Source organism: Arthrobacter sp. C2 (genome assembly GCA_024207135.1).
Classification (GTDB): domain Bacteria; phylum Actinomycetota; class Actinomycetes; order Actinomycetales; family Micrococcaceae; genus Paeniglutamicibacter.
The window spans coordinates 692261-714056 of record CP042428.1 but is presented as its reverse complement, the minus strand read 5'-3'; the positions used below and the strand labels follow the sequence as shown (position 1 = coordinate 714056).

At 70.1% G+C, this 21796-nt stretch carries 18 protein-coding genes; 2 read left to right on the top strand and 16 right to left on the bottom strand.

The genetic code is table 11. The features are described from left to right. Positions 1-71 precede the first annotated feature (71 nt). On the bottom strand, positions 72-1778 hold the full coding sequence (locus FPY90_RS03310) for a glycerol-3-phosphate dehydrogenase/oxidase (protein WP_498683797.1): 1707 nt from the start codon (positions 1776-1778) through the stop codon (positions 72-74). Between the two features lie 195 nt (positions 1779-1973). On the opposite strand from FPY90_RS03310, the gene FPY90_RS03305 reads away from it, so the two are divergent. Beyond that, a complete protein-coding gene (locus FPY90_RS03305; protein ID WP_498683795.1) occupies positions 1974-3035 on the top strand; it encodes an alpha/beta fold hydrolase in 1062 nt (353 codons plus the stop codon). Here FPY90_RS03305 and FPY90_RS03300 read toward each other — a convergent pair. From FPY90_RS03300 to pyrR, 13 genes are all read right to left on the bottom strand, one after another. Beyond that, the gene (locus tag FPY90_RS03300) at positions 3032-5128 is read right to left on the bottom strand and encodes a primosomal protein N' family DNA-binding protein (protein WP_498683793.1); all 2097 of its coding nucleotides are present in this window, start codon (positions 5126-5128) and stop codon (positions 3032-3034) included. The two genes, FPY90_RS03305 and FPY90_RS03300, sit on opposite strands and share 4 nt — an antisense overlap. A gap of 144 nt (positions 5129-5272) precedes the next feature. Then, on the bottom strand, positions 5273-6478 hold the full coding sequence (gene metK, locus FPY90_RS03295) for a methionine adenosyltransferase (protein WP_071215079.1): 1206 nt from the start codon (positions 6476-6478) through the stop codon (positions 5273-5275). A gap of 181 nt (positions 6479-6659) precedes the next feature. After that, positions 6660-7907: a bifunctional phosphopantothenoylcysteine decarboxylase/phosphopantothenate--cysteine ligase CoaBC gene (coaBC, locus tag FPY90_RS03290; protein WP_498683790.1), complete on the bottom strand. Its 1248-nt coding sequence runs from the start codon at positions 7905-7907 to the stop codon at positions 6660-6662. Between the two features lie 109 nt (positions 7908-8016). Beyond that, positions 8017-8280 (bottom strand): DNA-directed RNA polymerase subunit omega, encoded by a 264-nt coding sequence (gene rpoZ, locus FPY90_RS03285; protein WP_071215081.1) that lies wholly within the window; start codon positions 8278-8280, stop codon positions 8017-8019. Positions 8281-8389: 109 nt separating this feature from the next. Continuing rightward, the gene (gmk, locus tag FPY90_RS03280) at positions 8390-8968 is read right to left on the bottom strand and encodes a guanylate kinase (RefSeq protein ID WP_071215082.1); all 579 of its coding nucleotides are present in this window, start codon (positions 8966-8968) and stop codon (positions 8390-8392) included. Positions 8969-8979: 11 nt separating this feature from the next. Continuing rightward, complete coding sequence (gene mihF, locus FPY90_RS03275) at positions 8980-9384, bottom strand: integration host factor, actinobacterial type (RefSeq protein WP_344032252.1); 405 nt, start codon at positions 9382-9384, stop codon at positions 8980-8982. A gap of 334 nt (positions 9385-9718) precedes the next feature. Next, entirely contained in the window at positions 9719-10582 is an 864-nt protein-coding gene (gene pyrF / locus FPY90_RS03270; RefSeq protein ID WP_498683787.1) for an orotidine-5'-phosphate decarboxylase, read from the bottom strand. Continuing rightward, positions 10575-13913 (bottom strand): carbamoyl-phosphate synthase large subunit, encoded by a 3339-nt coding sequence (carB, locus tag FPY90_RS03265; protein ID WP_498683785.1) that lies wholly within the window; start codon positions 13911-13913, stop codon positions 10575-10577. The genes pyrF and carB overlap by 8 nt, the downstream gene beginning before the upstream one ends. Continuing rightward, complete coding sequence (gene carA / locus FPY90_RS03260; RefSeq protein ID WP_071215086.1) at positions 13913-15112, bottom strand: glutamine-hydrolyzing carbamoyl-phosphate synthase small subunit; 1200 nt, start codon at positions 15110-15112, stop codon at positions 13913-13915. The genes carB and carA overlap by 1 nt, the downstream gene beginning before the upstream one ends. After that, the gene (locus FPY90_RS03255; protein WP_498683783.1) at positions 15109-15669 is read right to left on the bottom strand and encodes a PH-like domain-containing protein; all 561 of its coding nucleotides are present in this window, start codon (positions 15667-15669) and stop codon (positions 15109-15111) included. The genes carA and FPY90_RS03255 overlap by 4 nt, the downstream gene beginning before the upstream one ends. Then, on the bottom strand, positions 15670-17001 hold the full coding sequence (locus FPY90_RS03250) for a dihydroorotase (protein ID WP_498683782.1): 1332 nt from the start codon (positions 16999-17001) through the stop codon (positions 15670-15672). A gap of 20 nt (positions 17002-17021) precedes the next feature. Then, a complete protein-coding gene (locus tag FPY90_RS03245) occupies positions 17022-18026 on the bottom strand; it encodes an aspartate carbamoyltransferase catalytic subunit (RefSeq protein WP_071215089.1) in 1005 nt (334 codons plus the stop codon). Next, on the bottom strand, positions 18023-18613 hold the full coding sequence (gene pyrR, locus FPY90_RS03240) for a bifunctional pyr operon transcriptional regulator/uracil phosphoribosyltransferase PyrR (protein WP_071215090.1): 591 nt from the start codon (positions 18611-18613) through the stop codon (positions 18023-18025). The genes FPY90_RS03245 and pyrR overlap by 4 nt, the downstream gene beginning before the upstream one ends. A 94-nt stretch (positions 18614-18707) precedes the next feature. Here pyrR and FPY90_RS03235 point away from each other — a divergent pair, with 94 nt between their 5' ends. Next, the gene (locus tag FPY90_RS03235) at positions 18708-19943 is read left to right on the top strand and encodes a PrsW family intramembrane metalloprotease (RefSeq protein WP_498683779.1); all 1236 of its coding nucleotides are present in this window, start codon (positions 18708-18710) and stop codon (positions 19941-19943) included. A 152-nt stretch (positions 19944-20095) separates the two neighbouring features. Here FPY90_RS03235 and FPY90_RS03230 read toward each other — a convergent pair whose 3' ends face one another. Continuing rightward, complete coding sequence (locus FPY90_RS03230) at positions 20096-20257, bottom strand: MFS transporter small subunit (RefSeq protein WP_498683777.1); 162 nt, start codon at positions 20255-20257, stop codon at positions 20096-20098. Further along, on the bottom strand, positions 20258-21652 hold the full coding sequence (locus FPY90_RS03225) for an OFA family MFS transporter (RefSeq protein ID WP_071215091.1): 1395 nt from the start codon (positions 21650-21652) through the stop codon (positions 20258-20260). Positions 21653-21796: the final 144 nt, after the last annotated feature.

Below are 21796 nucleotides of genomic sequence, written 5' to 3'. Positions count from 1 at the left end.
GCGGTGCGGCGGGCTCGGGCAGGGGGGGGTCGAAGCGTGTTCGATGCCACGCTGCCCCCCTGCGCGGAATCCTACGCGTTGGACAGCGCCGGGTGCGCCCCGTGGTCCTCGGTGAGCAAACGGCGGCACTCGGCGACCTGCGCGGCGGCCTGGTTCCGGTCCCAGCCAAGCACGGGGGCCAGGGCCGCGGCGACCTGTTCGAGCAGCTCCTGGGTGACCAGCCCGCGGAAGGCCAGCGAGGTCCGCCGGATGAACACGTCGGTGAGCGATCCCAGGTGTTCGTGGGTGCCCAGGTAGGCAAGTTCGGCAGCGGAAAGTTCGTCGCACCCCGGCAGCGTCGGGTCATCGGGACCGATGAACCCCAGGACGGTGTCGGCGCGGGTGCCGTAGCGTTCCAGCAGCACCTCGAGCCGCCGGCGTCCGGCCAGCGGGGCGCGGGCGGCATACCAGGCCTCGAGCGCGGCGGGGGTGCCGGGGTAGTTCCGCCCGCCGCCGATGGGCAGGTTCCTGGTGGTCGGTCCCGGGGCCACGCCGAGCTCGGCGAGCACCTTCTTGCCCAGGGTCTCCCCCAGCGCGCGGAACGTCGTCCACTTCCCGCCCACCAGGGACAGCTCGGTGGTGCCGCCGGGCAGCACCGTGCGTTCGATGCGGTAGTCGCGGGAGACGAAGCCGGGGGCGGTGTCGTCGTGGCGCGGCAGCGGGCGCACGCCGGAGAACCGGTAGACGATGTGTTCCTCGCGCACCTCGAGGGACGGGAACACGTGCCGGATGAGGTCGAAGAAGTACGCCACCTCCGCATCGGTGCAGCGTGCCGGCACGCCCATGTCCGCGTCGATGTCGGTGGTGCCCACCAGCACCCGGTCCCCCAGCGGGTAGATCAGCACGATCCGCCCGTCGGAGTGCTCGAAGAAGATCTCCCGCCCGGCGCAGGCCTCCAACAATTCCCGGTGGTCCAGCACGATGTGGCTGCCCTTGGTCCCGCCCATGAAATTGCTGGGGGCGCCGAGGGCCTCGTTGGTCAGATCCACCCAGGCGCCGGTCGCGTTGACCAGCACGTCGGCGTCGAAGTCGAATTCCTCCCCGGTGAGTTCGTCGCGCAGCCTGGCGCCGCCGGCGCCGAACCCGGCCAGCGCGACGTAGTTGCTGGCCCGGGCATGGGGGTTGGCCTCCAGTCCGTCGCGCAGCACATCCAGGGTGAGGCGCTCGGGGTTGTGCACCGAGGCGTCGAAGTAGGTGGCCGTGTACTTCACGTCACCGCGCAGCAGCGGCAGCTGCGCCAGCGAGGCCTTGGCGCCGCGGAACTTGTGCCACGGGGTGTTGCGCCCCACGGCCCCGGCAAAGACGTCGTAGAGCACCAACCCGGCCTTGATCAGCACCGCGCCGCGCTCGGTGGACCTGGAGCTGCGGTGGGTGAGGAAGCGCATGGGGGCCGAGAGGATCCCGGAGAAGGTGGAGAAGATCGGGATGGTGGTGCGCAGCGGCTTGACGTAGTGCGGTGCGAGCTCCAGCAGCCGGTTCCGTTCCCGCACGGACTCGTGGACCAAGCGGAACTCGCCGTTTTCCAGGTAGCGGATGCCGCCGTGGATCATGTGCGAGGAGGCACCCGAGGCGCCCTGGCAGTAGTCCCCGCGTTCCACCAGCGCCACGTCCACGCCCTGCATGGCCAGGTAGCGGAAGGTCGCCACGCCGTTGATGCCGCCGCCCACGATCAGGACCTTGGCTCCGGGGCGGGCGCGCAGCGCGGCCAGTTCGGATCGGTGGGACGCTGTGGCTGCCACGATGGGGCCATCCTTCGGTGTTGCAGTGGGCGTAAAGCGTGCTTCACATGGTCTTCTCGACATTACCGGGGCTCCGGTGCCGGTGCCTAGCCCAGGCGGTGAAGCGTAAGCGAATCGTTGCCGAACCCCGGCCGGACCGCGGCGGGCCCCGCGTATGTCCGGCGGCCGTCCCGTGGCCCGGGATAGGCTGGGAACATGCCCCTTTCCCCGCCGCAGACCCCGCGCCGCGCCCTGAAAAGCCTCCACCACGTGCATGGTTCGGAGGTGTCCTGCTGGACCTACCCGGCCACGGCACCCTGCCGCGGCGTCGTCCTGGCGGTGCACGGATTCCGCGGCGACCACCACGGCCTGGCGAGGATCATCGAGCAGCTGCCGGGCCACACGATCATCGTTCCGGATCTGCCCGGGTTCGGCTCCTCGACACCGTTTTCCGGCGTGTCGGCCCACGGCGCGCCGGACGGTGCCCCGGGGTTCCCGGCGCCCGGCCGGGCCCCGGAAGCCGGCGGGCCGCTCCACGACGTGGCCGGCTACGGCGAGGTCATCGGCGCGCTGCGCGGGGAGCTGGACCTGGGGCCGGAGACCATCTTGCTGGGCCATTCCTTCGGCACCATCGTCGCCGCCGCCTACCTGGCCCGGCACCCGGGGTCCTTCGGGCAGCTGGTGCTGGTCAACCCGATCTGCGAACCGGCCCTCGAGGGCAGCCAGGCGCTGATGTCCCGCGCCGCGGGCGCCTACTACGCCGCCGGAGCTCGCCTGCCGGCCACCCTGGGAGAGGCGCTGCTGCGCTCCCGGCTGGTCACCGATGCGATGTCGCTGGCCATGCTCAAGTCCAGGGACCGGGAGATGCGCGACTACGTCTTTGACCAGCACCGGCGCTATTTCTCCGGGTTCACCTCGCGCTCCACCCTGCGCGAGGCCTATGCGGCATCGGTCACCGCCACGGTGCGCGAGGTGGCGGCCCGGATCAACGAGCCGACGCTGCTGGTGGTCGGCGAGCAGGACGAACTCGGCTCGGTGCCGGCCCAGCGTTCCCTGGCCCGCACCTTCCCGCGCGCCACGCTGCGGGTGATCGGGGACGTGGGGCACCTGATCCACTACGAAAAGGCGCCCGAGGCCGCGGCGCTGATCGAGGAGTTCCTGGGCGCGGAGCACCCGTGGGTGCCGCGCGGGATGCCGCGCACGCCCTACCCGGCCAACGGGCGAAGGAACCGGCCACGGCAGTCGGATCAGCAGGACGCGACGACCCCGACGAGCTAGAGGACCCCGTCCGGGTCGATGCGGACGGCCACGACCGGTTCCTTGGCGGCGCTGAAGGTGGCGCGCAGCGCACGCAGCGCCGCGGTCACGGCCGGCCCCTGGGCGTAGGAGAAGAACAGCAGCCAGCGGTGCTCGCCCTCCCCCAGCAGCACCGGACCGTGCCGGCGCACCTGATCGCCCAGCACCAGGGCGTCCATGAACTTGTCCGCGGTTCCCGCCGGTCCCTTGACCATCGCGGTGCGCACCGCCGGGGGCAATCCCAGGGCGCGGCGCTCATCGAGCTCCGCCTGCGCATAGGCCGCGGCGTCAAAGCGCACCAGCGCGCGCATCGGCTCGGTCGGCTCCCCGGCCACCACCACGGTGCCGCCGCCCGGGTGCCCCTCGGTGGCATCCCGGCCGCGGGCCAGGGAAGCGGCGCCCATCCAGCGGTTGAGCACCTCCTCGCCGGTGCGCAGCCCCTCGCGGGCCATCATCCGGTCCCCGTCCAGCAGCAGCACCGCGGCGTACCCGTTGGCGGCCACCGGTTCGGCGCCCGGGGTCGCGACCACCAGTGCCGGGGCATCGGACACGGTGTGCAGCGGCTTGGCCCCGGTCGCGGCCACCACCTTGATGCCCGGGAAGGCCCGGCCCAGTTCCTCGGCGGTGCGGTCCGCCCCGATCGAGGCGGCGCGCAGGCGCATGAATCCGCATTCCGCGCAGTTCCAGTCGTGGGCGACCAGCCCGCACCAGCCACAGGCCGGGGCCCCGCGGGCATCGCCCAGGGCCAGCGGCCCGTTGCAGGCGGTGCAGCGGGCCGGGGTGCGACAGCGTTCGCAGCGCAGCGCCGGCATGAACCCGGTGCGGGCGACCTGCACCAGCACCGGCCCGCGGGCCAGCGCGGCCTTGGCCTCGCGCCAGGCGGCGGCCGGAAGCCGGGCGGCGTGCAGCAGCGGGTCGCGTTCGGCCTCGAACTCGTCCGAGGCGGCGATGACCCGCGGCGCGTGGGCGCGCAGCAGCTTCCGGTCGGCCTCGAGTTCGTGGGCCCAGCCGCTGCGCACCAGGCGCTGGGCCTCGGCGCTGCGCCCGGGGGCGGCCAGCAGCAGCCCGGCGTTCTCGATGCCGCAGCGCAGCAGCAGCACCTCGCGGGCGTGGTGGTAGGGGGCGCGCGGCTCGGCGTGGGAATTGTCCGCGTCGTCCCAGATGACCGCCAGGCCGAGGTTCTTTACCGGGGCGAAGGCGGCGTTGCGGGTACCGACCACCAGCCGCGCGGACCCGCGGGCCACGCGCAGGAAGTTCCGGTAGCGCGGGGTGGCGCCGTCCTCGGCGGTCAGCCGGGCATAGGCGTGTGCGCCCAGCCGCTCGTCGAGCACGGCGCAGAGCCTGGCCAGGTCGCGGGCGTCGGGGACCACGATCAGCACCCCGCGCCCGGAGGCCAGGACCAGTTCGGAGGCCTCGAGCAGCAGCCCGGGCCAGTCCCCGGGGCGGTTGGGCACAGCGGAGAGCACGGCGCGCGGGGATTGGCCGGTGCGCAGCATCCGGGCGTAGTCGGCTCCGCCGTGGTATTCGGACAGCAGCGGCGCCGCCGGGTCGCCGCCGGGGTCGCCGGCCGGGCCTTTCACGGCGGGCGCGTCAATGGCGGGGTCGGTCACGGGCGGTTCGCCGCCGTGTTCGCCATCCCCGGTCTCGGTTTTCTCGGTTTCCACCCGTGCCATGCGGGCCGGGACGGCCGAGCGCAGCACGTCCCACACCCCGCCGGCGTATCGTTCGGCCACGGCGCGGGCCACGGCCAGCACCTCGGCGGAGAGCACCACCTCCGGGGACACGACCGCGCGCAGCGGCTGCAGCTTGATCCCGGGCTCGGAGTGCTCGAGGCGTTCGACGAGGAATCCGGCAAGCTCCTGCCCGCCGAAGCGCACCTTCACCCGGACCCCGGGTTGCGCCGCCGCATCGAGTTCAACGGGGACCAGGTAGTCGAAGGGCCTGTCCAGGTGCGGGAGGGCCGAATCGATCACCACCCGGGCGACCGGGAGCGTGCTGGCCATGTGCGGGATTCCGGGCAGCGGCGCGGACAGGTCGAAGCCGGCCAGCAGCGAGGGCTGCAGTGACTGGTCCACGCACCCCACCTCCCGTTTCTACGCCTTGAGAATCACACTACCGCCGACACCCGGGCGGCCGGGGAACGGCCAGGAACGCATCGGGTGCCGCACCCTGCCCGGCGCGGCACCCGATGCCCGGCGGATGTCCCGGCCGTAACGGTGCTAGGCGTTGAAGTACGCCTTCAGCGCGTCGACGCGGTCCAGGTTCTCCCAGGTGAAGTCCGCATCCTCGCGGCCGAAGTGGCCGTGCGCGGCGGTCTTTTGGTAGATCGGGCGCAGCAGGTCAAGGTCTTCGATGATACCCAGCGGGCGCAGGTCGAAGACCTCGTTGATGGCCGCGGTGATCTTCGCCGGGTCCACTGTCTCGGTGCCGAAGGTCTCCACGTACAGGCCCACCGGGCGCGCCACGCCGATGGCGTAGGCGACCTGGACCTCGACGCGGCGCGCCAGCCCGGCGGCCACCACGTTCTTGGCGACCCAGCGCATGGCGTAGGCGGCCGAGCGGTCGACCTTCGAGGGATCCTTGCCGGAGAAGGCGCCGCCGCCGTGGCGGGCGAAGCCGCCGTAGGTGTCCACGATGATCTTCCGTCCGGTCAGCCCGGCGTCCCCGACCGGGCCGCCGATGATGAACGGTCCCGAGGGGTTCAGGATGATGCGGGTGTTGGAGGTGTCCAGCCCGGTGCCCTCGAGCACCGGGGTGACGACCTCGGCCAGCAGGCCGTCCTTGAGGTCCTCCAGGGAGAACTCGGCGGCGTGCTGGGAGGAGACCACGATGGTTTCCACGGAGACCGGGGTGTCCCCGTCGTAGCCGACGGTGACCTGGGTCTTGCCGTCGGGGCGCAGCAGCGAGAGCGTGCCGTCCTTGCGGACGGCGGTGAGGCGCTCGGAGAGCCGGTGCGCCAGGTGGATCGGGGTGGGCATCAGCGTGGCGGTCTCGTCGGACGCGTAGCCGAACATCAGGCCCTGGTCGCCGGCGCCCTGCGCGTCACGGGGGTCCACGGCGGTGCCCTCGCGGACCTCCAGGGAGTTGAAGACGCCGTCGGAGATCTCCTGGGACTGCTGCCCGATGGACACCGAGACCCCGCAGCGCGCGCCGTCGAAGCCGTTGGCCGAGGAGTCGTAGCCGATGTCCAGGATGGTGCGCCGGACGATCTCCGGGATCTCCACGTACCCGTCGGTGGTCACCTCGCCGGCCACGTGCACCAGACCGGTGGTGGTCAGGGTCTCCACGGCAACCCGGGAGTTGGGGTCCTGGGCCAGCATGGCATCGAGGATGGCGTCGGAGATCTGGTCACAGATCTTGTCCGGGTGGCCCTCCGTAACCGATTCGGAGGTGAAGAGGCGTAGCTGCGGGGATTCTAAAGTCACCCAGCCACTCTACCGGTAACCGGGCCCCGGGTCAGATTCGCGGTTCCGCCCCGTCACATGCCCGCTTGCGGCCGCCTGCGTGACCGATTGCGGCGCCGTGCGACGCGTTCCGGCGACAGATGACGGACCGGGGTGTGCCAAGGATCGCAGCCGGCCCCCGCGGCCTGCCGGCCGGCCTCGGTTACCCGTCGCCCAGCGCGCCGGCGACGGCGTCGATGACCGTGGCCGCGACCCGGTCCTTGGACCCGGAGGCGTGCACGGGCTGTGCGCCGTCGGCGAAGAGGATGGTCACGGTGTTTTCGTCGGTCCCGAAGGTCAGGTTCTCCCCGACCTCGTTGACGACCAGCATCTCGCAGCCCTTGCGTGCCAGCTTGGCGGCCCCGTATTCCAGCACTCCGGCTTCGGCGTCGCCGGTTTCGGCGGCAAATCCCACCACCAGCTGCGGGAGGTCCCCGGAGCGTCCTTCCGCGGCGCGCTGCGCAATGAGCATCGCCAGGATGTCGGGGTTGCGGACCAGGGTGATCACCGGGTCGGCGTGGTCGTCGGACTTCTTGATCTTCGCGTCCACGTATTGCGCGGGCCGGAAGTCGGCGACCGCGGCGCTCATGATCAGCACGTCGGCCCCGCGCGCGGCCTCGGTGACGGCGCCCTGCAGCTGCCGTGCGGTGGAAGCGGTGATCAGCTCCACGCCCTCGGGCGCGGGCAGGTCCATGTGTGCGGCGATGAAGCGGACGGTGGCCCCGGCGGCCAGGGCGGCCTTGGCCAGGGCGATGCCCTGCCGGCCCGAGGACCGGTTGCCCAGGTAGCGGACCGGGTCCAGCGGCTCGCGGGTGCCACCGGCGGATATCGCGACGATTTTCCCGGCCAGCGGACCGGAACCGGAGGCGCGCGACGGCGCCTCGTCCTCCAGGTATCCGCGAACGGCGGCGAAGATCTCCTCGGGGTCCGGAAGCCGTCCGGCGCCTGAGTCCTTGCCGGTGAGCCGGCCCACGGCCGGTTCGATGATGTGCACGCCGCGGGAGCGCAGCGTCGCGACGTTGGCGACCGTGGCGGGGTGCTCCCACATCTCGGTGTGCATTGCCGGGGCCATGACCACCGGGGCTCCGGTGGCCAGCAGCGTGCCGGTGAGCAGGTCGTTGGCCATCCCGGCGGCGGCGCGGGCCAACACGTCGGCGGTGGCCGGGGCGATGACGACCAGGTCGGCCTCCTGCCCGAGGCGCACGTGGTTGACGGTGTCCACCGCCTCGAACACCGAGGTGTGCACCGGGTTGCCGCTCAGGGCCTCCCAGGTGGCGGCGCCGACGAACTGAAGCGACGCGGTGGTGGGGATGACATCGACGTGATGCCCCGCCTCCTTAAACAGCCGTAGCAGCAAAGCTGCCTTGTAGGCGGCGATCCCTGCGGATACACCTAGGACAATGCGCTTCACTGCTACCACCGATGCTAGTGCGTGGCGCCGGGCCCGGGCCGCCCGGTGAGGGGTCGGGTGTCGGGGTGCGCCGGCGCCTACGCGTCGTAAATCGTTTGTGTCCGAGTTTCTACTCGGCGACTTCCTCGATCTTCGTGACGCTGAGCATGCCCTCGTTGATCTCGCGCAGGGCGATGGACAGCGGCTTCTCGTTCAGGCGGGTGTCGACCAGCGGGCCGACGTACTCGAACAGGCCCTCGTGCAGCTGGGCGTAGTACGCGTTGATCTGGCGTGCGCGCTTGGCGGAGTTGATCACCAGTGCGTACTTCGAATCGGTGGTGGTCAGCAGCGAGTCGATGGACGGGCTGATGATGCCTTCAAGGTTCGTGTTCACGAAGCCTCCAAATAACTAGTTGGTGGATCAAGACGATAAGTACTGCACCCGCTTGCTCCCCCGGGTGCCGGGCGGCACCAAGGGGTCAACGGGTCTGACACAAAAGTTTTTAGCGTGCGTGCGGGGTCAACCCCATGAGGGTCACCAGCTCGTCAGCCGCCCGCGAAATCTCGTCGTTGACGATGGTCACGTCAAATTCGGATTCGGCAGCAAGCTCCAGTTTAGCGGTTTCCAGCCGGCGCTGCTGCTCCTCGGGCGTTTCCGTGCCGCGGCCCACAAGCCGGCGCACCAATTCGTCCCAGCTGGGAGGAGCCAGGAACACGAATTTCGCCTCCGGAAGGTTGGCCTTCACCTGGCGTGCGCCCTGGAGGTCGATCTCCAGCAGCACCCGCTTTCCCGCGGCCACCGCCTCCTCGACCTTGGTGCGGATGGTGCCGTAGCTGTTCTGCCCGTGCACGACGGCCCATTCGAGCATTTCCCCGTTTTCGACCAGTTCGCCGAATTTTTCGGGGCCGACAAAGAAGTAGTGCACCCCGTCGACTTCGCCGGGGCGCGGGTTGCGCGTGGTGGCGGACACCGAGAGCCACACCTGGGGGTAGTTGTCGCGAATGTAGGTCGAGATCGTTCCCTTACCTACGGCCGTGGGACCGGCGAGGACTGTGACCGTTGGGTGGGGGCTAACCGTCATGGTGTGCTTCGTTACTCTTTCGTTTTGGGGGGCGATTGCTGGAAATGTTCCACCAATGCGATGCGCTGTTTGCGCCCCAGCCCGCGCAGGCGCCGGCTGGGTGAAATACCTAGTCTATCGATAAGCGTGTGGGCGCGGATCTCGCCGACGCCGGGAACGGACTCCAGCAGGTCCATGACCCGCAGCCGGCCGATGGCCTCGTCGTCGGGTACCAGCTCCAACAGGTCGGTGATGCTGAGCTTGCCGGCGCCGAATTGGTTCTTGATCTCGGCCCGTCGCGTGCGTGCCGCCAACGCCTTTGCCCGTGCGCGAATACGGTCCTCGTCTGAGAGTTCTCGCAGTACCATGCCTCTTGCCGCCAATCCATCCATAGGGTCAAGCACCAGGGCAAACAGCCCTGAACTGAAGATAACCAATCGAGCGCCTCGATGCAATGGTTAATCGCGCTGTGGCTACCACAAATGCGTGAACAACGGGAAAATTCGGGTCATCGGGGGGAAAGCGGCGCCACGGGTGTAACCAAGATCATCCCGGGATTGCCGCTTCCCGTCCGATCCCGGCCCCACATGCACCGATGCGTCCGGGGCGGGCGCCTGGCCATGGATCGCGCCCGCCCGGGCCAACGCGGGTCGCCCAGGGGCCACCGGTGCCGACCCGGGCGGGACAACGACGCCCCCGGCGCGACCCCTTTTGGGGGGTCGCGCCGGGGGCGTCGAAAGCAGCCGGTTGCCGGTGCTTCGCTTCCCGTGCCTAGAGCAGGGAATCCCGGGTGGCGGCGGCGGCGGCCCGCAGGGCGTCGGCGTCGGGGCCGGCCTTGAGCACGTCGCGGCTCGAGGTTCCCAGCACCTGCGGCCAGAAGGCCCCGAAGGACGCCTTCATGTCCGCGCCCGTCGCGCCCTGGGCACCCAGGCCCGGGGCCAGGATGGGTGCGGCGGAGGCGGCCAGGTCGATGCCCAGCTCCGCCAGCGCGTCACCCACGGTGGCGCCGATGACCAGGCCGGTGGAACCGAACGGGGTGGCCCCGGCGTTCTCCGCGCCCACGGCACCGATGATGCCCTTGGCCACGGAGTCGGCGCCGCCGACGTGCTGCACGGTCTTGCCTTCCGGGTTGGAGGTCAAGCCCAGCACGAACACGCCGCGGCCGGTGGCCGCCGCAAGGTCCAGCGCCGGGCGCAGCGACTCGTAGCCCAGGTACGGGCTCAGCGTCACCGCGTCGGCGGCCAGCGGGCTGCCCTCCCCCAGCCAGGCGTCCGCGTAGGCGGCCATGGTGGAGCCGATGTCCCCGCGCTTGGCGTCGGCGATCGACAGCACGTGCCCGGCGGCGCACAGCGCCAGGGTTTCCTCCAGCACCGCCATGCCGCGCGATCCGTGGCGCTCGTACAGGGCAACCTGCGGCTTCAGGGCCGCGACGTGCCCGGCCAGGGCCTCCACGACGGTCAGGGAGAAGCTGCGCAGCCCCGCCACGTCGTCGTCCAGGCCCCAGGCGGCCAGCAGGGACGGGTGCGGGTCGATGCCCACGCACAGCGGACCGTGCGCGGCCATCGCCGCGGCCAGGCGCTGCCCGAAGGCGGGGCGCCCGGCCGCGGCGGCGGCCCGTGCCTCGGGGCTAGGCATTGGCGCCGTCCTTGGCAGCGGCCGCTGCGTCGGCCTCGGCGATGCCGGCGGCCCGCAGGGTCTTGGCGTGCTCCTGCAGCGAGGTCACCGACCATTCGAAGTGGCGCATCGCGTCGATGGCCTGGATCGCGGCGCCGAACTCGGCGACCGTGGTGATGATCGGGGTGCCCACGGATACCGCTGCGGCGCGGATCTCGTAGCCGTCCCCGCGCGAGTCGCCGCCCGAGGGGGTGTTCAGGATCAGGCTGATCTCCCCGTCGGTGATCAAATCGACGATGTTGGACTCGCCCTCGACCTGGCCCTCGCGGACCTTGCGGACCACGGTGGAGGGGATGCCGTTGCGGCGCAGCACCTCGGCGGTGCCGCCGGTGGAGACGATCTCGAAGCCGATGTCGGCCAGGTGCTTGACCGGGATCACGATCGAGCGCTTGTCGCGGTTGGCGACCGAGACGAAGACCTTGCCCTTTGTCGGCAGCGGCGAGTTGGCCGCGGCCTGCGACTTGGCGAAGGCGGTGTCGAAGTACTTGTCGATTCCCATCACCTCGCCGGTGGAGCGCATTTCCGGGCCGAGCAGCGAGTCGACGACCTTGCCCTCCGGGGTGCGGAAGCGGGCGAAGGGAAGCACTGCCTCCTTCACCGAGACCGGGGCGCCCTCGGGCAGGTTGGCCCCGTCGCCGGATTCCGGCAGCAGGTGGTGCACCGAGCGCAGGTGGGCGATGGACACCCCGACCCCGATCATCGCCGCGGCCTTGGCCAGCTGCACGCCGGTGGCCTTGGAGGTGAACGGCACGGTGCGGCTGGCGCGCGGGTTCGCCTCGATCACGTAGAGCACGTCGGACGCCAGGGCGAACTGGATGTTGATCAGCCCGCGCACGCCCACGCCCTCGGCGATGGCGCGAGTGGCTTCGACCACGCGGTCGCGCACGTCCTGGCCCAGGGTGATGGGGGGAAGCACGCAGGCGGAGTCGCCGGAGTGGATCCCGGCCTCCTCGATGTGCTCCATGATGCCGCCGACGTAGAGGTCGGTGCCGTCGAACAGCGCGTCGACGTCGATCTCGATGGCGTCCTCGAGGAACCGGTCAACCAGCACCGGGTGGTCGGCGGTGATCTCGGTGGCGTTGGTGATGTAGCGGGCGAGGTTGGCCTCGTCGTACACGATCTCCATGCCGCGGCCGCCCAGCACGTAGCTGGGGCGCACCAGGACCGGGTAGCCGATCTCGTCGGCAATGCGCTTGGCCTCCTCGAAGGACACCGCGGTGCCGTTCTTCGGGGCGATCAGCCCGCCGGCATCCAGCACGCGCTGGAAGGCGCCGCGGTGCTCGGCCAGGTCGATGGCCTCCGGGGAAGTGCCCAGGATCGGCACGCCGGCGTCGGCCAGCTCCTGCGCGAGCTTCAGCGGGGTCTGCCCGCCGAGCTGCACGAACACGCCCAGCACCCCGCCGGTGGATTCCTCGGCGTGGATGACCTCCAGCACGTCCTCGAGCGTCAGCGGCTCGAAGTACAGGCGGGTGGACACGTCGTAGTCGGTGGAGACGGTTTCCGGGTTGCAGTTGACCATGACGGTCTCGTAGCCGGCATTGCGCAGCGCCATGGTGGCGTGCACGCAGGAGTAGTCGAACTCGATGCCCTGGCCGATGCGGTTCGGGCCCGAGCCCAGGATGATCACCGAGGGCTTTTCGTGCAGCGCGACCTCGGTCTCCTCGTCGTAGGAGGAGTAGTGGTACGGGGTGAAGGCCTCGAACTCGGCGGCGCAGGTGTCAACGGTCTTGAACACCGGGCGGATGCCCAGCGCGTGGCGGATGCCGCGGACCACCGCCTCGGTCTTGTGCGTGAGCTTGGCGATCTGCGCGTCGGAGAAGCCGTGGCGCTTGGCCTCGCGCAGCACCTCCTCGTTCAAATCCGGGTTGGAGCGGATCATCGCGGCGGTCTCGTTGATCAGCACCAGCTGGTCCAGGTACCACGGGTCGATGGCGGTCTTCTCGAAGACCTGCTCGATGGAGGCGCCGCCGAGCAGGGCGCGCTGCACGTTGTACAGGCGGTCGGTGGAGCCCTTGACCGAGTCCTCGAGCAGCTGCTCGATCTCGAAGTCCATCGGCTTGGTGAACTCGATCTCGGACCCCTTCTGCTCCAGGGAGCGCAGGGCCTTCTGCAGGGCCTCAGTGAAGTTTCGGCCGATGGCCATGGCCTCGCCGACCGACTTCATCGTGGTGGTCAGCGTCGCGTCGGCCGCCGGGAACTTCTCGAAGGCGAAGCGCGGGACCTTGACCACGACGTAGTCAAGGGCCGGCTCGAAGGCCGCGGGGGTCTTGAGCGTGATGTCGTTGGGGATCTCGTCCAGCGTGTAGCCCAGGGAGAGCTTGGTGGCGATCTTCGCGATGGCGAATCCGGTGGCCTTGGAGGCCAGTGCACTGGAGCGCGAGACGCGCGGGTTCATCTCGATGACCACGATGCGCCCGGTGGATGGTTCGATGGCGAACTGGATGTTGCAGCCGCCGGTGTCCACGCCGACCTCGCGGATCACGGCGATGGAGATGTCGCGCAGGCGCTGGTACTCGCGGTCGGTCAGCGTCATGGCCGGGGCCACGGTGATCGAGTCGCCGGTGTGCACGCCCACGGGATCGAAGTTTTCGATGGAGCAGATGACCACGACGTTGTCGTTCTTGTCGCGCATCATTTCCAGCTCGTACTCCTTCCAGCCCAGGATCGACTCCTCCAGGAGCACCTCGGTGGTCGGCGAGTACTGCAGGCCCTGCCCGGCGATGCGGCGCAGGTCCTCGGCGTCGTACGCCATGCCCGAGCCCAGGCCGCCCATGGTGAAGGAGGGGCGCACCACCACCGGGTAGTTCAGTTCCTCCACGGCGGCGAAGGCCTCATCCATGGTGTGCACGATGACGGACTTGGCGGATTCGGCGCCGCAGCGCTCCACGACGCCCTTGAACTTCTCGCGGTCCTCGCCGAGCTCGATGGCCTCGATGTTCGCGCCGATCAGCTCGACGTTGTACTTTTCGAGCACGCCGGCCTTGTCCAGCGCGATGGCGGTGTTCAGGGCGGTCTGGCCGCCCAGGGTCGGCAGGATCGCGTCGGGGCGTTCCTTGGCGATGATCTTCTCCACGACCTCCGGGGTGATCGGCTCGACGTAGGTGGCGTCGGCGAACTCCGGGTCGGTCATGATGGTGGCGGGGTTGGAGTTGACCAGGATGACCCGCAGGCCCTCCTCCTTGAGCACCCGCAGTGCCTGGGTGCCGGAGTAGTCGAACTCGGCTGCCTGGCCAATGACGATCGGCCCGGAGCCGATGACCAGGACCGACTTGAGGTCTTCGCGCTTCGGCATTACTTCTCTCCCTGGGTGGAATCTGCGGTGGTTGCGGCGGCGTTCTTGGCCGCTGCCATGTTGGTGATGAACCTGTCGAACAGGTGGGATGCATCGTGCGGCCCGGAGGCGGCCTCGGGGTGGTACTGCACCGAGAAGGCCGGCAGGTCCAGGCAGTTCAGGCCCTCGACGACGGAATCGTTCAGCGAGATGTGGGACACCTCGACGCGGCCGAAGCGCTCCAGCGGGGCGTTTGCGGCGCCCTCGCGGGGGGCGTCGACGGCGAAGCCGTGGTTCTGGCTGGTGATCTCCACCTTGCCGGTGGCCTTGTCCAGCACCGGCTGGTTGATACCGCGGTGCCCGAAGCGCAGCTTGTAGGTGCCGTAGCCCAGGGCGCGGCCCAGGATCTGGTTGCCGAAGCAGATGCCGAAGTACGGGATCCTCGCCTCGAGCACCTGGCGGACCAGGTCCACCTGCACGTTGGCGGTGGCCGGGTCGCCGGGGCCGTTGGAGAAGAACACGCCGTGGGCGCCGGTGGCGGTGACGTCCTCGAAGCTTGCGTCGTGCGGGAGCACGTGGACGCGCACCCCGCGCTCGGCGAAGCGCTGCGGGGTCATCGCCTTGATGCCCAGGTCGATGGCCGCGACGGTGTACCGGACCTCGCCGGTGTAGCCGTGGTCGGCCGGCTCCACGGTGTAGGCCTCCTTGGTGGAGACCAGCTCGGAGAGGTTTGCGCCCTCCATGGACGGCTGGGCGTTGACCGCCTTCACCAGTTCCTCCACGGGGGCCTTGGCGGCGTCCCCGGAGAAGATGCCGGACTTCATGGCGCCGCGGTCGCGCAGGTGGCGGGTCAGCGCGCGGGTGTCCACCTGCTGGATGCCGACGATGCCGCCGGCAACGAGGTCCTCGTCGAGGGTGCGCTGGGCGCGCCAGTTCGAGGGGATGCGGGCGGCCTCGCGGACCACGTAGCCGGCGGCCCAGATGCGGGAGGACTCGGCGTCCTCGTCGTTCACGCCGGTGTTGCCGATGTGCGGGAAGGTCTGCACGATGATCTGGCGCGCGTAGGAGGGGTCGGTGAGGGTCTCCTGGTAGCCGGACATGCCGGTGGAGAAGACCGCTTCGCCCAAGGCGGTTCCGATGGCGCCGTAGCTACGGCCGCGGAAAACCCGTCCGTCTTCGAGCACCAAGAGGGCTTGCTCGGTTCCCTGTACTGCTGTCACTGGTTTTCCTTTGTTTCGGCGGGTGGTTCTTCGTTGTTGTCTGTTCCGGCAGTGCCCAGCGCGGCGATGCGCGCCAGGATCCCGGGGAGTTCTGCGTGGTAGCGCGGGCGGAACCCGGTGTCCACGGCCATGGTGCCCAGCATCCAGCCGATGACCAGCAGGCCGTCCTTCTCCACGAATTTCCCGGCCATGCCGCTGGAGCGGGTCGTCCCGGTGATGGCGGCGGCGGGGATGAACACGTCGGGGGCGCCGTGGCGGGCCAGCAGCACGCCCTCGGGGTGGATGGACAGGTCTGCGTTGGTGCGGATGCCCAGGCGGTGGGCGGCGATGCGGTCCAGCCAGTCCCCGGCGGTGGTGGTGCACACGTACACGCCCTGCGCCGGTTCCCCGATGAAGTCGCCCAGCTCCGGGTCCCCGGCGGCGTCCAGCGGGATCCGCGGCGGGGCCGGCACGTCGGATTGCCGGCGCAGGCGGTTGCGCCAGCCCAGCAGGATCAGCGCCACCACCAGCACGATGACCGCCAGGGTGATCAGGACGGCGCCGGTGTACTGGCCCATCTAGAAGGCCTCGGAGACGCGCGGGGTGGCCAGCTTGCCGCCCAGCACCGTGGGGTGCCCGTGGAAGAACACGGCGGTGACCTTGCCCGGCAGCTCCAGGCCCTTGAACGGGGAGTTCCGCCCCTTGGTGGCCATCGCGAACGGGTCCACGATCCAGCGGGCCTCGGCGTCCACCAGCGTGATGTTCGCCGGTTCGCCCACGGCCAGTTCGCGGCCCTGGTCCGCGACGCGGCCGATGGCCGCCGGGGCGGTGGAGGTGATGCGGGCGAAGTCGGCCCAGGTGATCATGCCGGTCTCGACCATGGTGTGCTGCACCACCGAGAGCGCGGTTTCCAGCCCGGTCATGCCCATGGCGGCCGCCGCCCACTCGCATTCCTTGGCCTCGGAGGGGTGCGGGGCGTGGTCGGTGCCGATGATGTCGATGGTGCCGTCGGCCAGGCCGGCGCGCAGCGCCGCCACGTCGGCCGCGCGGCGCAGCGGCGGGTTGACCTTGTAGACCGGGTCGTAGCTTTGCACCAGTTCGTCGGTGAGCAGCAGGTGGTGCGGGGTGACCTCGGCGGTGACGTTGACCCCGCGGGACTTGGCCCAGCGGATGATCTCCACGGAACCGGCGGTGGAGACGTGGCAGATGTGCAGGCGGGACCCGACGTGTTCGGCCAGGAGCACGTCGCGGGCGATGATCGATTCCTCGGCGACGGCGGGCCAGCCGGCCAGTCCGAGGACCGCGGAGACCTCCCCCTCGTTCATCTGGGCGCCCTCGGTCAGGCGCGGTTCCTGGGCGTGCTGGGCGACGACGCCGTCGAAGGCCTTCACGTATTCCAGCGCGCGGCGCATCAGCAGCGGGTCGAAGACGCAGATGCCGTCGTCAGAGAAGACGCGGACCTGGGCGCGGGAGTCGGCCATCGCGCCGATCTCGGACATCTGCGTGCCGGCCAGCCCGACGGTGACCGCGCCGACCGGGCGCACGTCGACCCAGCCCGAGCGCCTGCCCAGCGACCAGACCTGCTCGACGACCCCGGCGGTGTCCGCCACGGGGTTGGAGTTGGCCATGGCGTGCACGGCGGTGAATCCGCCCAGCGCCGCGGCCCGGGTGCCGGTTTCCACGGTCTCGGCGTCTTCGCGGCCCGGTTCGCGCAGGTGGGTGTGCAAATCGACCATGCCCGGCAGGGCGATCTGGCCGGCGGCCTCGATGACCGTGGCGTGCGCTGCGGCCGGGTGGGTGGCGGCGTCGGCGCCCAGGGCGGCGATGGTGCCCTCGTGGATGAGGATGTCGGTTTCCTGGTTGCCCAGCGGCTTGGCGCCGCGGATCAGGTAGCTGGTGTTGGTGCTCATGAGGATTGACTCCCGTTTCTTTACAGGCCGGCCGGACGGGTGGCGTCCGAGGGGGCGGGACGCTGCTGGTCCCCCGATAGCAGTAGGTACAGCACGGCCATGCGCACCGCCACGCCGTTGGCCACCTGGGCCAGCACGGTGGAGCGGGGCGAGTCGGCCGCGGCGGAGGAGATTTCCAGGCCGCGGTTCATCGGGCCGGGGTGCATGATGATGGTTTCGCCGGTGTCGCGGGCATCCAGTGCCGCGAGCCGCGCGTCGTCGAAGCCCCAGAGCCGCGAGTACTCGCGGGTGTTGGGGAAGTAGGAGTCGTGCATGCGTTCGCCCTGCACGCGCAGCATCATCACCGCGTCGGTGCCGGAGGCCAGCGTGGCGTCCAGGTCGTAGCTGATGGTGCACGGCCATGCGTGTGAGCCGTGCGGCAGCAGCGTGGGCGGGGCGACCATGGTCACCTCGGCGCCCAGGGTGCGCAACAGCCAGAGGTTGGAGCGGGCGACCCGCGAGTGCAGGATGTCCCCGACGATGGCCACGCGCATCCCGGAAAGGTCGGAACCCAGCGAGGTGTGCCCGTGCAGCGCGGACCAGTGGGTGCGCAGCGTGAACGCGTCCAGCAGCGCCTGGGTGGGGTGCTCGTGGGTGCCGTCCCCGGCGTTGACCACCGGTGCGTCGATCCAGTCGGTGGCGGCCAGGCGGGCCGGGGCCCCGGAGGCGCCGTGCCGGATGACCACCGCGTCGGCGCCGATGGCCTGCAGGGTCTGGGCGGTGTCCTTGAGCGATTCGCCCTTGGAGACCGAGGAGCCCTTGGCGGAGAAGTTGATGACGTCCGCGCTCAGCCGCTTGGCGGCGGCCTCGAAGGAGATGCGGGTGCGGGTGGAGTCCTCGAAGAAGAGGTTCACCACGGTCCGTCCGCGCAGCGCCGGGAGCTTCTTGACCTCGCGGGTGCCCACGGCGGCCATTTCCTCGGCGATGTCCAGGATCCGGATGGCGTCGGCGCGCGACAGGTCAAGGGTGGAGAGCAGGTGCTTCATGCGTGGGCCTCGATGACGACCTCGTTGTTGTTTTCCCCGTCGACCTCGGCCAGGTGCACGCGCACCTTCTCGGTGGTGGCGGTGGGCAGGTTCTTGCCGACGTGGTCGGCGCGGATGGGAAGTTCGCGGTGGCCGCGGTCCACCAGGACCGCCAGGCGGACGATGCGCGGGCGGCCCAAATCGGCGATGGCGTCCAGGGCGGCGCGGATGGTGCGTCCGGAGTAGAGCACGTCGTCCACCAGCACCACGACCTTGTCGTCGATGCCGGAGGCCGGAAGGCGGGTGGGCACCGGGGTGCGGGTGGTGGAGCGGCGCAGGTCGTCGCGGTACATCGTGACGTCGAGCTGTCCGGTGATGGAGGCGGGGTCAAGGCCCGGGGTGGTGGCGGCGATGCGCTGCGCGAGGCGTTGGGCCAGCGGGAAGCCGCGGGACGGGATGCCCAGCAGCACCAGGTCCTCCACACCCTTGTTCGCCTCGATGATCTCGTGGGCGATGCGGGTGAGAACGCGGTCGATGTCCTCGCTGGAGAGGACTATCCGGGCACTGACGGGCGCTGTGGCACGGGCATGGTTCTGCTCGTTGCTCATGTGCGGCCTCCTTCCCCGCCTCACTGGACGGAATTTAAAGGTTGCTTGCTGGATCAAAATTATCACAGGCCGTGCCGCACGTAGGATTTGAGTCATGCGCGTTACCTCACACCCCCCGCAATCGTCCCCGCACTCGGCCCCGCAGGATCCCTGGGCCTCCGCCGGCTCCCCCGCTTTCCCGGGCGTGCCCGGTGTGCCCGGTGTGCCCGGGTCCGCTCCCTTCGGTTCCCCGCCGGGGCGCCGGCACCGCTCCGGGTCCACGGCGGTGACCCTGGCGCTGCTGGCCTGCACCGTGGTGCTGCTGGGTGTGGGCTTCTTCCTGGCCGGGGTCTTTGGTTCCGGCACGGTGCTGTGGCTTGGCGCCCTGGCCATGGTGCCGCTGGCGCTGTGCCTGCTGGGGCTGCGCTGGGTGGACCGCTGGGACCCGGAGCCGCGCGCCCTGCTGGCGCTGGGGCTGTTCTGGGGCGCCGGGGCCTCGGTGGCCGGGTCCCTGCTGGTCGGGGACGTGTTCATGGAGCTGTTCTTCGACCCCGCCGGACGCCTTGACCTTGACCTCTTCGGCGCGGTGGTGCAGGCCCCCATCGTGGAGGAGCTGGCCAAGGGCGCCGGGGTGCTGCTGATCTTCTGGATCAACCGCTCGCATTTCGACGGTCCCATTGACGGGATCGTGTACGGCGGCATCGTCGGTGCCGGGTTCGCGTTCACCGAGAACATCTTGTACTTCGCCTCCAGCTACGTCGACCCGGCGGCACCGGGCGAGCTGGTCTCGGTCTTCGTGCTGCGCGGGCTGTTCTCGCCCTTCGCGCATGTGATGTTCACCGCATGGACGGGTTTCGCACTGGGGCTCTGTGCCGCGCGCGGCAAACGCGGGCGCTGGCCGCTGTACCTGGTGCTGGGCCTGCTGCCGGCGATGGTCGGCCACTTCCTGTGGAACGGCGGGGTCGGGATCTTCTTCGACAACTTCCTGAGCTTCTACTTCGTGCTGCAGGTGCCCTTGTTCGTCGCCTCGATCGTGGCCGTGGTGCTGCTGCAGCGCGGGGAGCGGAAGCTGACCGAGCAGCGCCTGGACGAGTACCGGGCCAGCGGCTGGTTCACCGCCGCGGAGGTGGCGATGTTTGCCACCCGTGCAGGCCGGCGCGATGCCCGGCGCTGGGCGGCGGGCATCGGGCGCCGCCGGCAGATGAAGGAGTTCACCGCCACCGCGATGAACCTGGCCGCGGTGCGCCAGCGGATCGTGGCCGGACACCCCACGGGCACCGATTTCGCCCGGGAGCTGGCGTTGCTGCACAAGTCGCACCTGCAGCGGGCGCAGCTGCTGAACGTGGCCTGAGCCCGGGGCGGCCGGGACAGTGCCGGCCGGTGCCGGGCCGCCGGGGTGTGCGGGCCCCGCCGGGAGGCCAACCGCCACTCATGGGTCGGGCGTTCGGCGTGTCGCGGTGCAACACGCCGAACGCCCGATGCCTTGCCCGGCGGCCGCCGGGGCTACTGGAAGAGCTGGCCGACCCGCGACAGGGTGGTGATGACCCCGTAGGCCAGCGGGATGCCGACCAGCAGCCAGCCGAAAACCAGCCGACCGGTGGCGGGATTCACCGGGACGTCGGTGCCGCCTGCGGGGTTCACTGCGTCATGTGGTCGCGCTGGCATCTAGGATCCTTTCCTGGCGGAAGCGAGTTCTTCCTCCGGCTCGTGGTACTTCGCGTCGACCGGGCGGATGAGCGTGCTGGCGACGAAGCCGATGACCAGCAACCCCACCATGGTCAGCAGCACCGGCAGGTAGTTGTGCGCGTTCATCGTCCCGGGCTTGCCCTGGGCGTCCAACAGCCCGTTGACGATCAACGGCCCGGCAATGCCGGCGGCGGACCAGGCGGTCAGCAGGCGACCGTGGATCGCGCCGACCTGGAAGGTGCCGAAGAGGTCCTTGAGGTAGGCCGGCGCGGTGGCGAAGGAACCGCCGTAGAAGCTGATGATGACCACGGCCATCGCCACGAAGAGCAGCATCGAGCTGCCTCCGAAGAAGGCCAGCACCACGTAGAAGAGCGCGCCGGCACCGAGGTAGACCATGTAGATCCGCTTGCGGCCGATCACATCCGAGGTGCTGGACCAGATGAAGCGCCCGGCCATGTTGCCGATCGAGAGCATGCCCACGAAACCGGCGGCCACCGCGGCGTTGACCGCGGAGTTCCCGTCGGCGCCGCGGAAGAAGTCCTGGATCATCGGGGAGGCCTGTTCCAGGATGCCGATGCCCGCGGTGACGTTGAGGAACAGCACGGCCCACACCAACCAGAAGCTGCGGGTCTTGATCGCGTTGGCCGCCGAGACGTGGGCGGTGGTGACCATCGCCGAGACCTTCGCCTTCGACGGGTCCCAGCCGCGCGGCATCCAGCCGGGGGCCGGCACGCGGATGTTCAGCACCCCGTACATCATCACCGCGAAGTACACGATGCCCAGGGTGAGGAAGAGCTTGCCGACCGAGGTTCCCGAGGCGATCCAGTCCGCACCGTCGACGGCCGGGTCAAATCCGTCGAAGAACTTCAGCAGCGCGCTGGACATCGGGGAGGCGATCAGTGCGCCCCCGCCGAAGCCCATGATCGCCATGCCGGTGGCCATGCCGGGGCGGTCCGGGAACCACTTCATCAGCGTGGACACCGGGGAGATGTAGCCGATGCCCAGGCCGATGCCGCCGATGAACCCGTAGCCCAGGTACACCAGCCAGAGCTGCGAGGTGAAGATGCCGGCCGCGCCGACCAGGAAGCCGGCGCCCCAGAAGGAGGCGGCGACAAACATCGACTTGCGCGGCCCGCTGCGTTCGACCCAGGTGCCCATGATGGCCGCCGAGAGGCCGAGCATCACGATCGCGATGGAGAAGATGATCCCGATGGCGGTCTGCGAGAGGCCGAAGTGGCCGATCAGCGCGGACTTGTACACGCTGGTGGCGTAGGCCTGGCCGATGCACAGGTGCACGGCCAGGGCGGCGGGCGGGATCAGCCAGCGGTTGAAGCCGGGCGGGGCGATGGAGCGGGAGCGGTCGAGCCAATTCAACGTGTTCTCCTCTGTTCTTAGGTGGGCGCGAGTGACACGGGGAACAGAAACCACGTGGCTGTCGGATTCTGCGACCCAAGCACACAGTGTGGCACGATTCACGGGCGTCGCGGCGGCCCCCACGCCGAAGCATGCGGCCCCGCG

Excerpts from the sequence above, each read along its gene's own strand:
- FPY90_RS03305 (WP_498683795.1), top strand. The coding sequence starts at position 1,974 with ATGCCCCTTTCCCCGCCGCAGACCCCGCGCCGCGCCCTGAAAAGCCTC.
- gmk (WP_071215082.1), bottom strand. The coding sequence starts at position 8,968 with ATGACGGTTAGCCCCCACCCAACGGTCACAGTCCTCGCCGGTCCCACG.
- pyrF (WP_498683787.1), bottom strand. The coding sequence starts at position 10,582 with ATGCCTAGCCCCGAGGCACGGGCCGCCGCCGCGGCCGGGCGCCCCGCC.
- carB (WP_498683785.1), bottom strand. The coding sequence starts at position 13,913 with ATGCCGAAGCGCGAAGACCTCAAGTCGGTCCTGGTCATCGGCTCCGGG.
- FPY90_RS03255 (WP_498683783.1), bottom strand. The coding sequence starts at position 15,669 with ATGGGCCAGTACACCGGCGCCGTCCTGATCACCCTGGCGGTCATCGTG.
- FPY90_RS03250 (WP_498683782.1), bottom strand. The coding sequence starts at position 17,001 with ATGAGCACCAACACCAGCTACCTGATCCGCGGCGCCAAGCCGCTGGGC.
- FPY90_RS03245 (WP_071215089.1), bottom strand. The coding sequence starts at position 18,026 with ATGAAGCACCTGCTCTCCACCCTTGACCTGTCGCGCGCCGACGCCATC.
- pyrR (WP_071215090.1), bottom strand. The coding sequence starts at position 18,613 with ATGAGCAACGAGCAGAACCATGCCCGTGCCACAGCGCCCGTCAGTGCC.
- FPY90_RS03235 (WP_498683779.1), top strand. The coding sequence starts at position 18,708 with ATGCGCGTTACCTCACACCCCCCGCAATCGTCCCCGCACTCGGCCCCG.
- FPY90_RS03230 (WP_498683777.1), bottom strand. The coding sequence starts at position 20,257 with ATGCCAGCGCGACCACATGACGCAGTGAACCCCGCAGGCGGCACCGAC.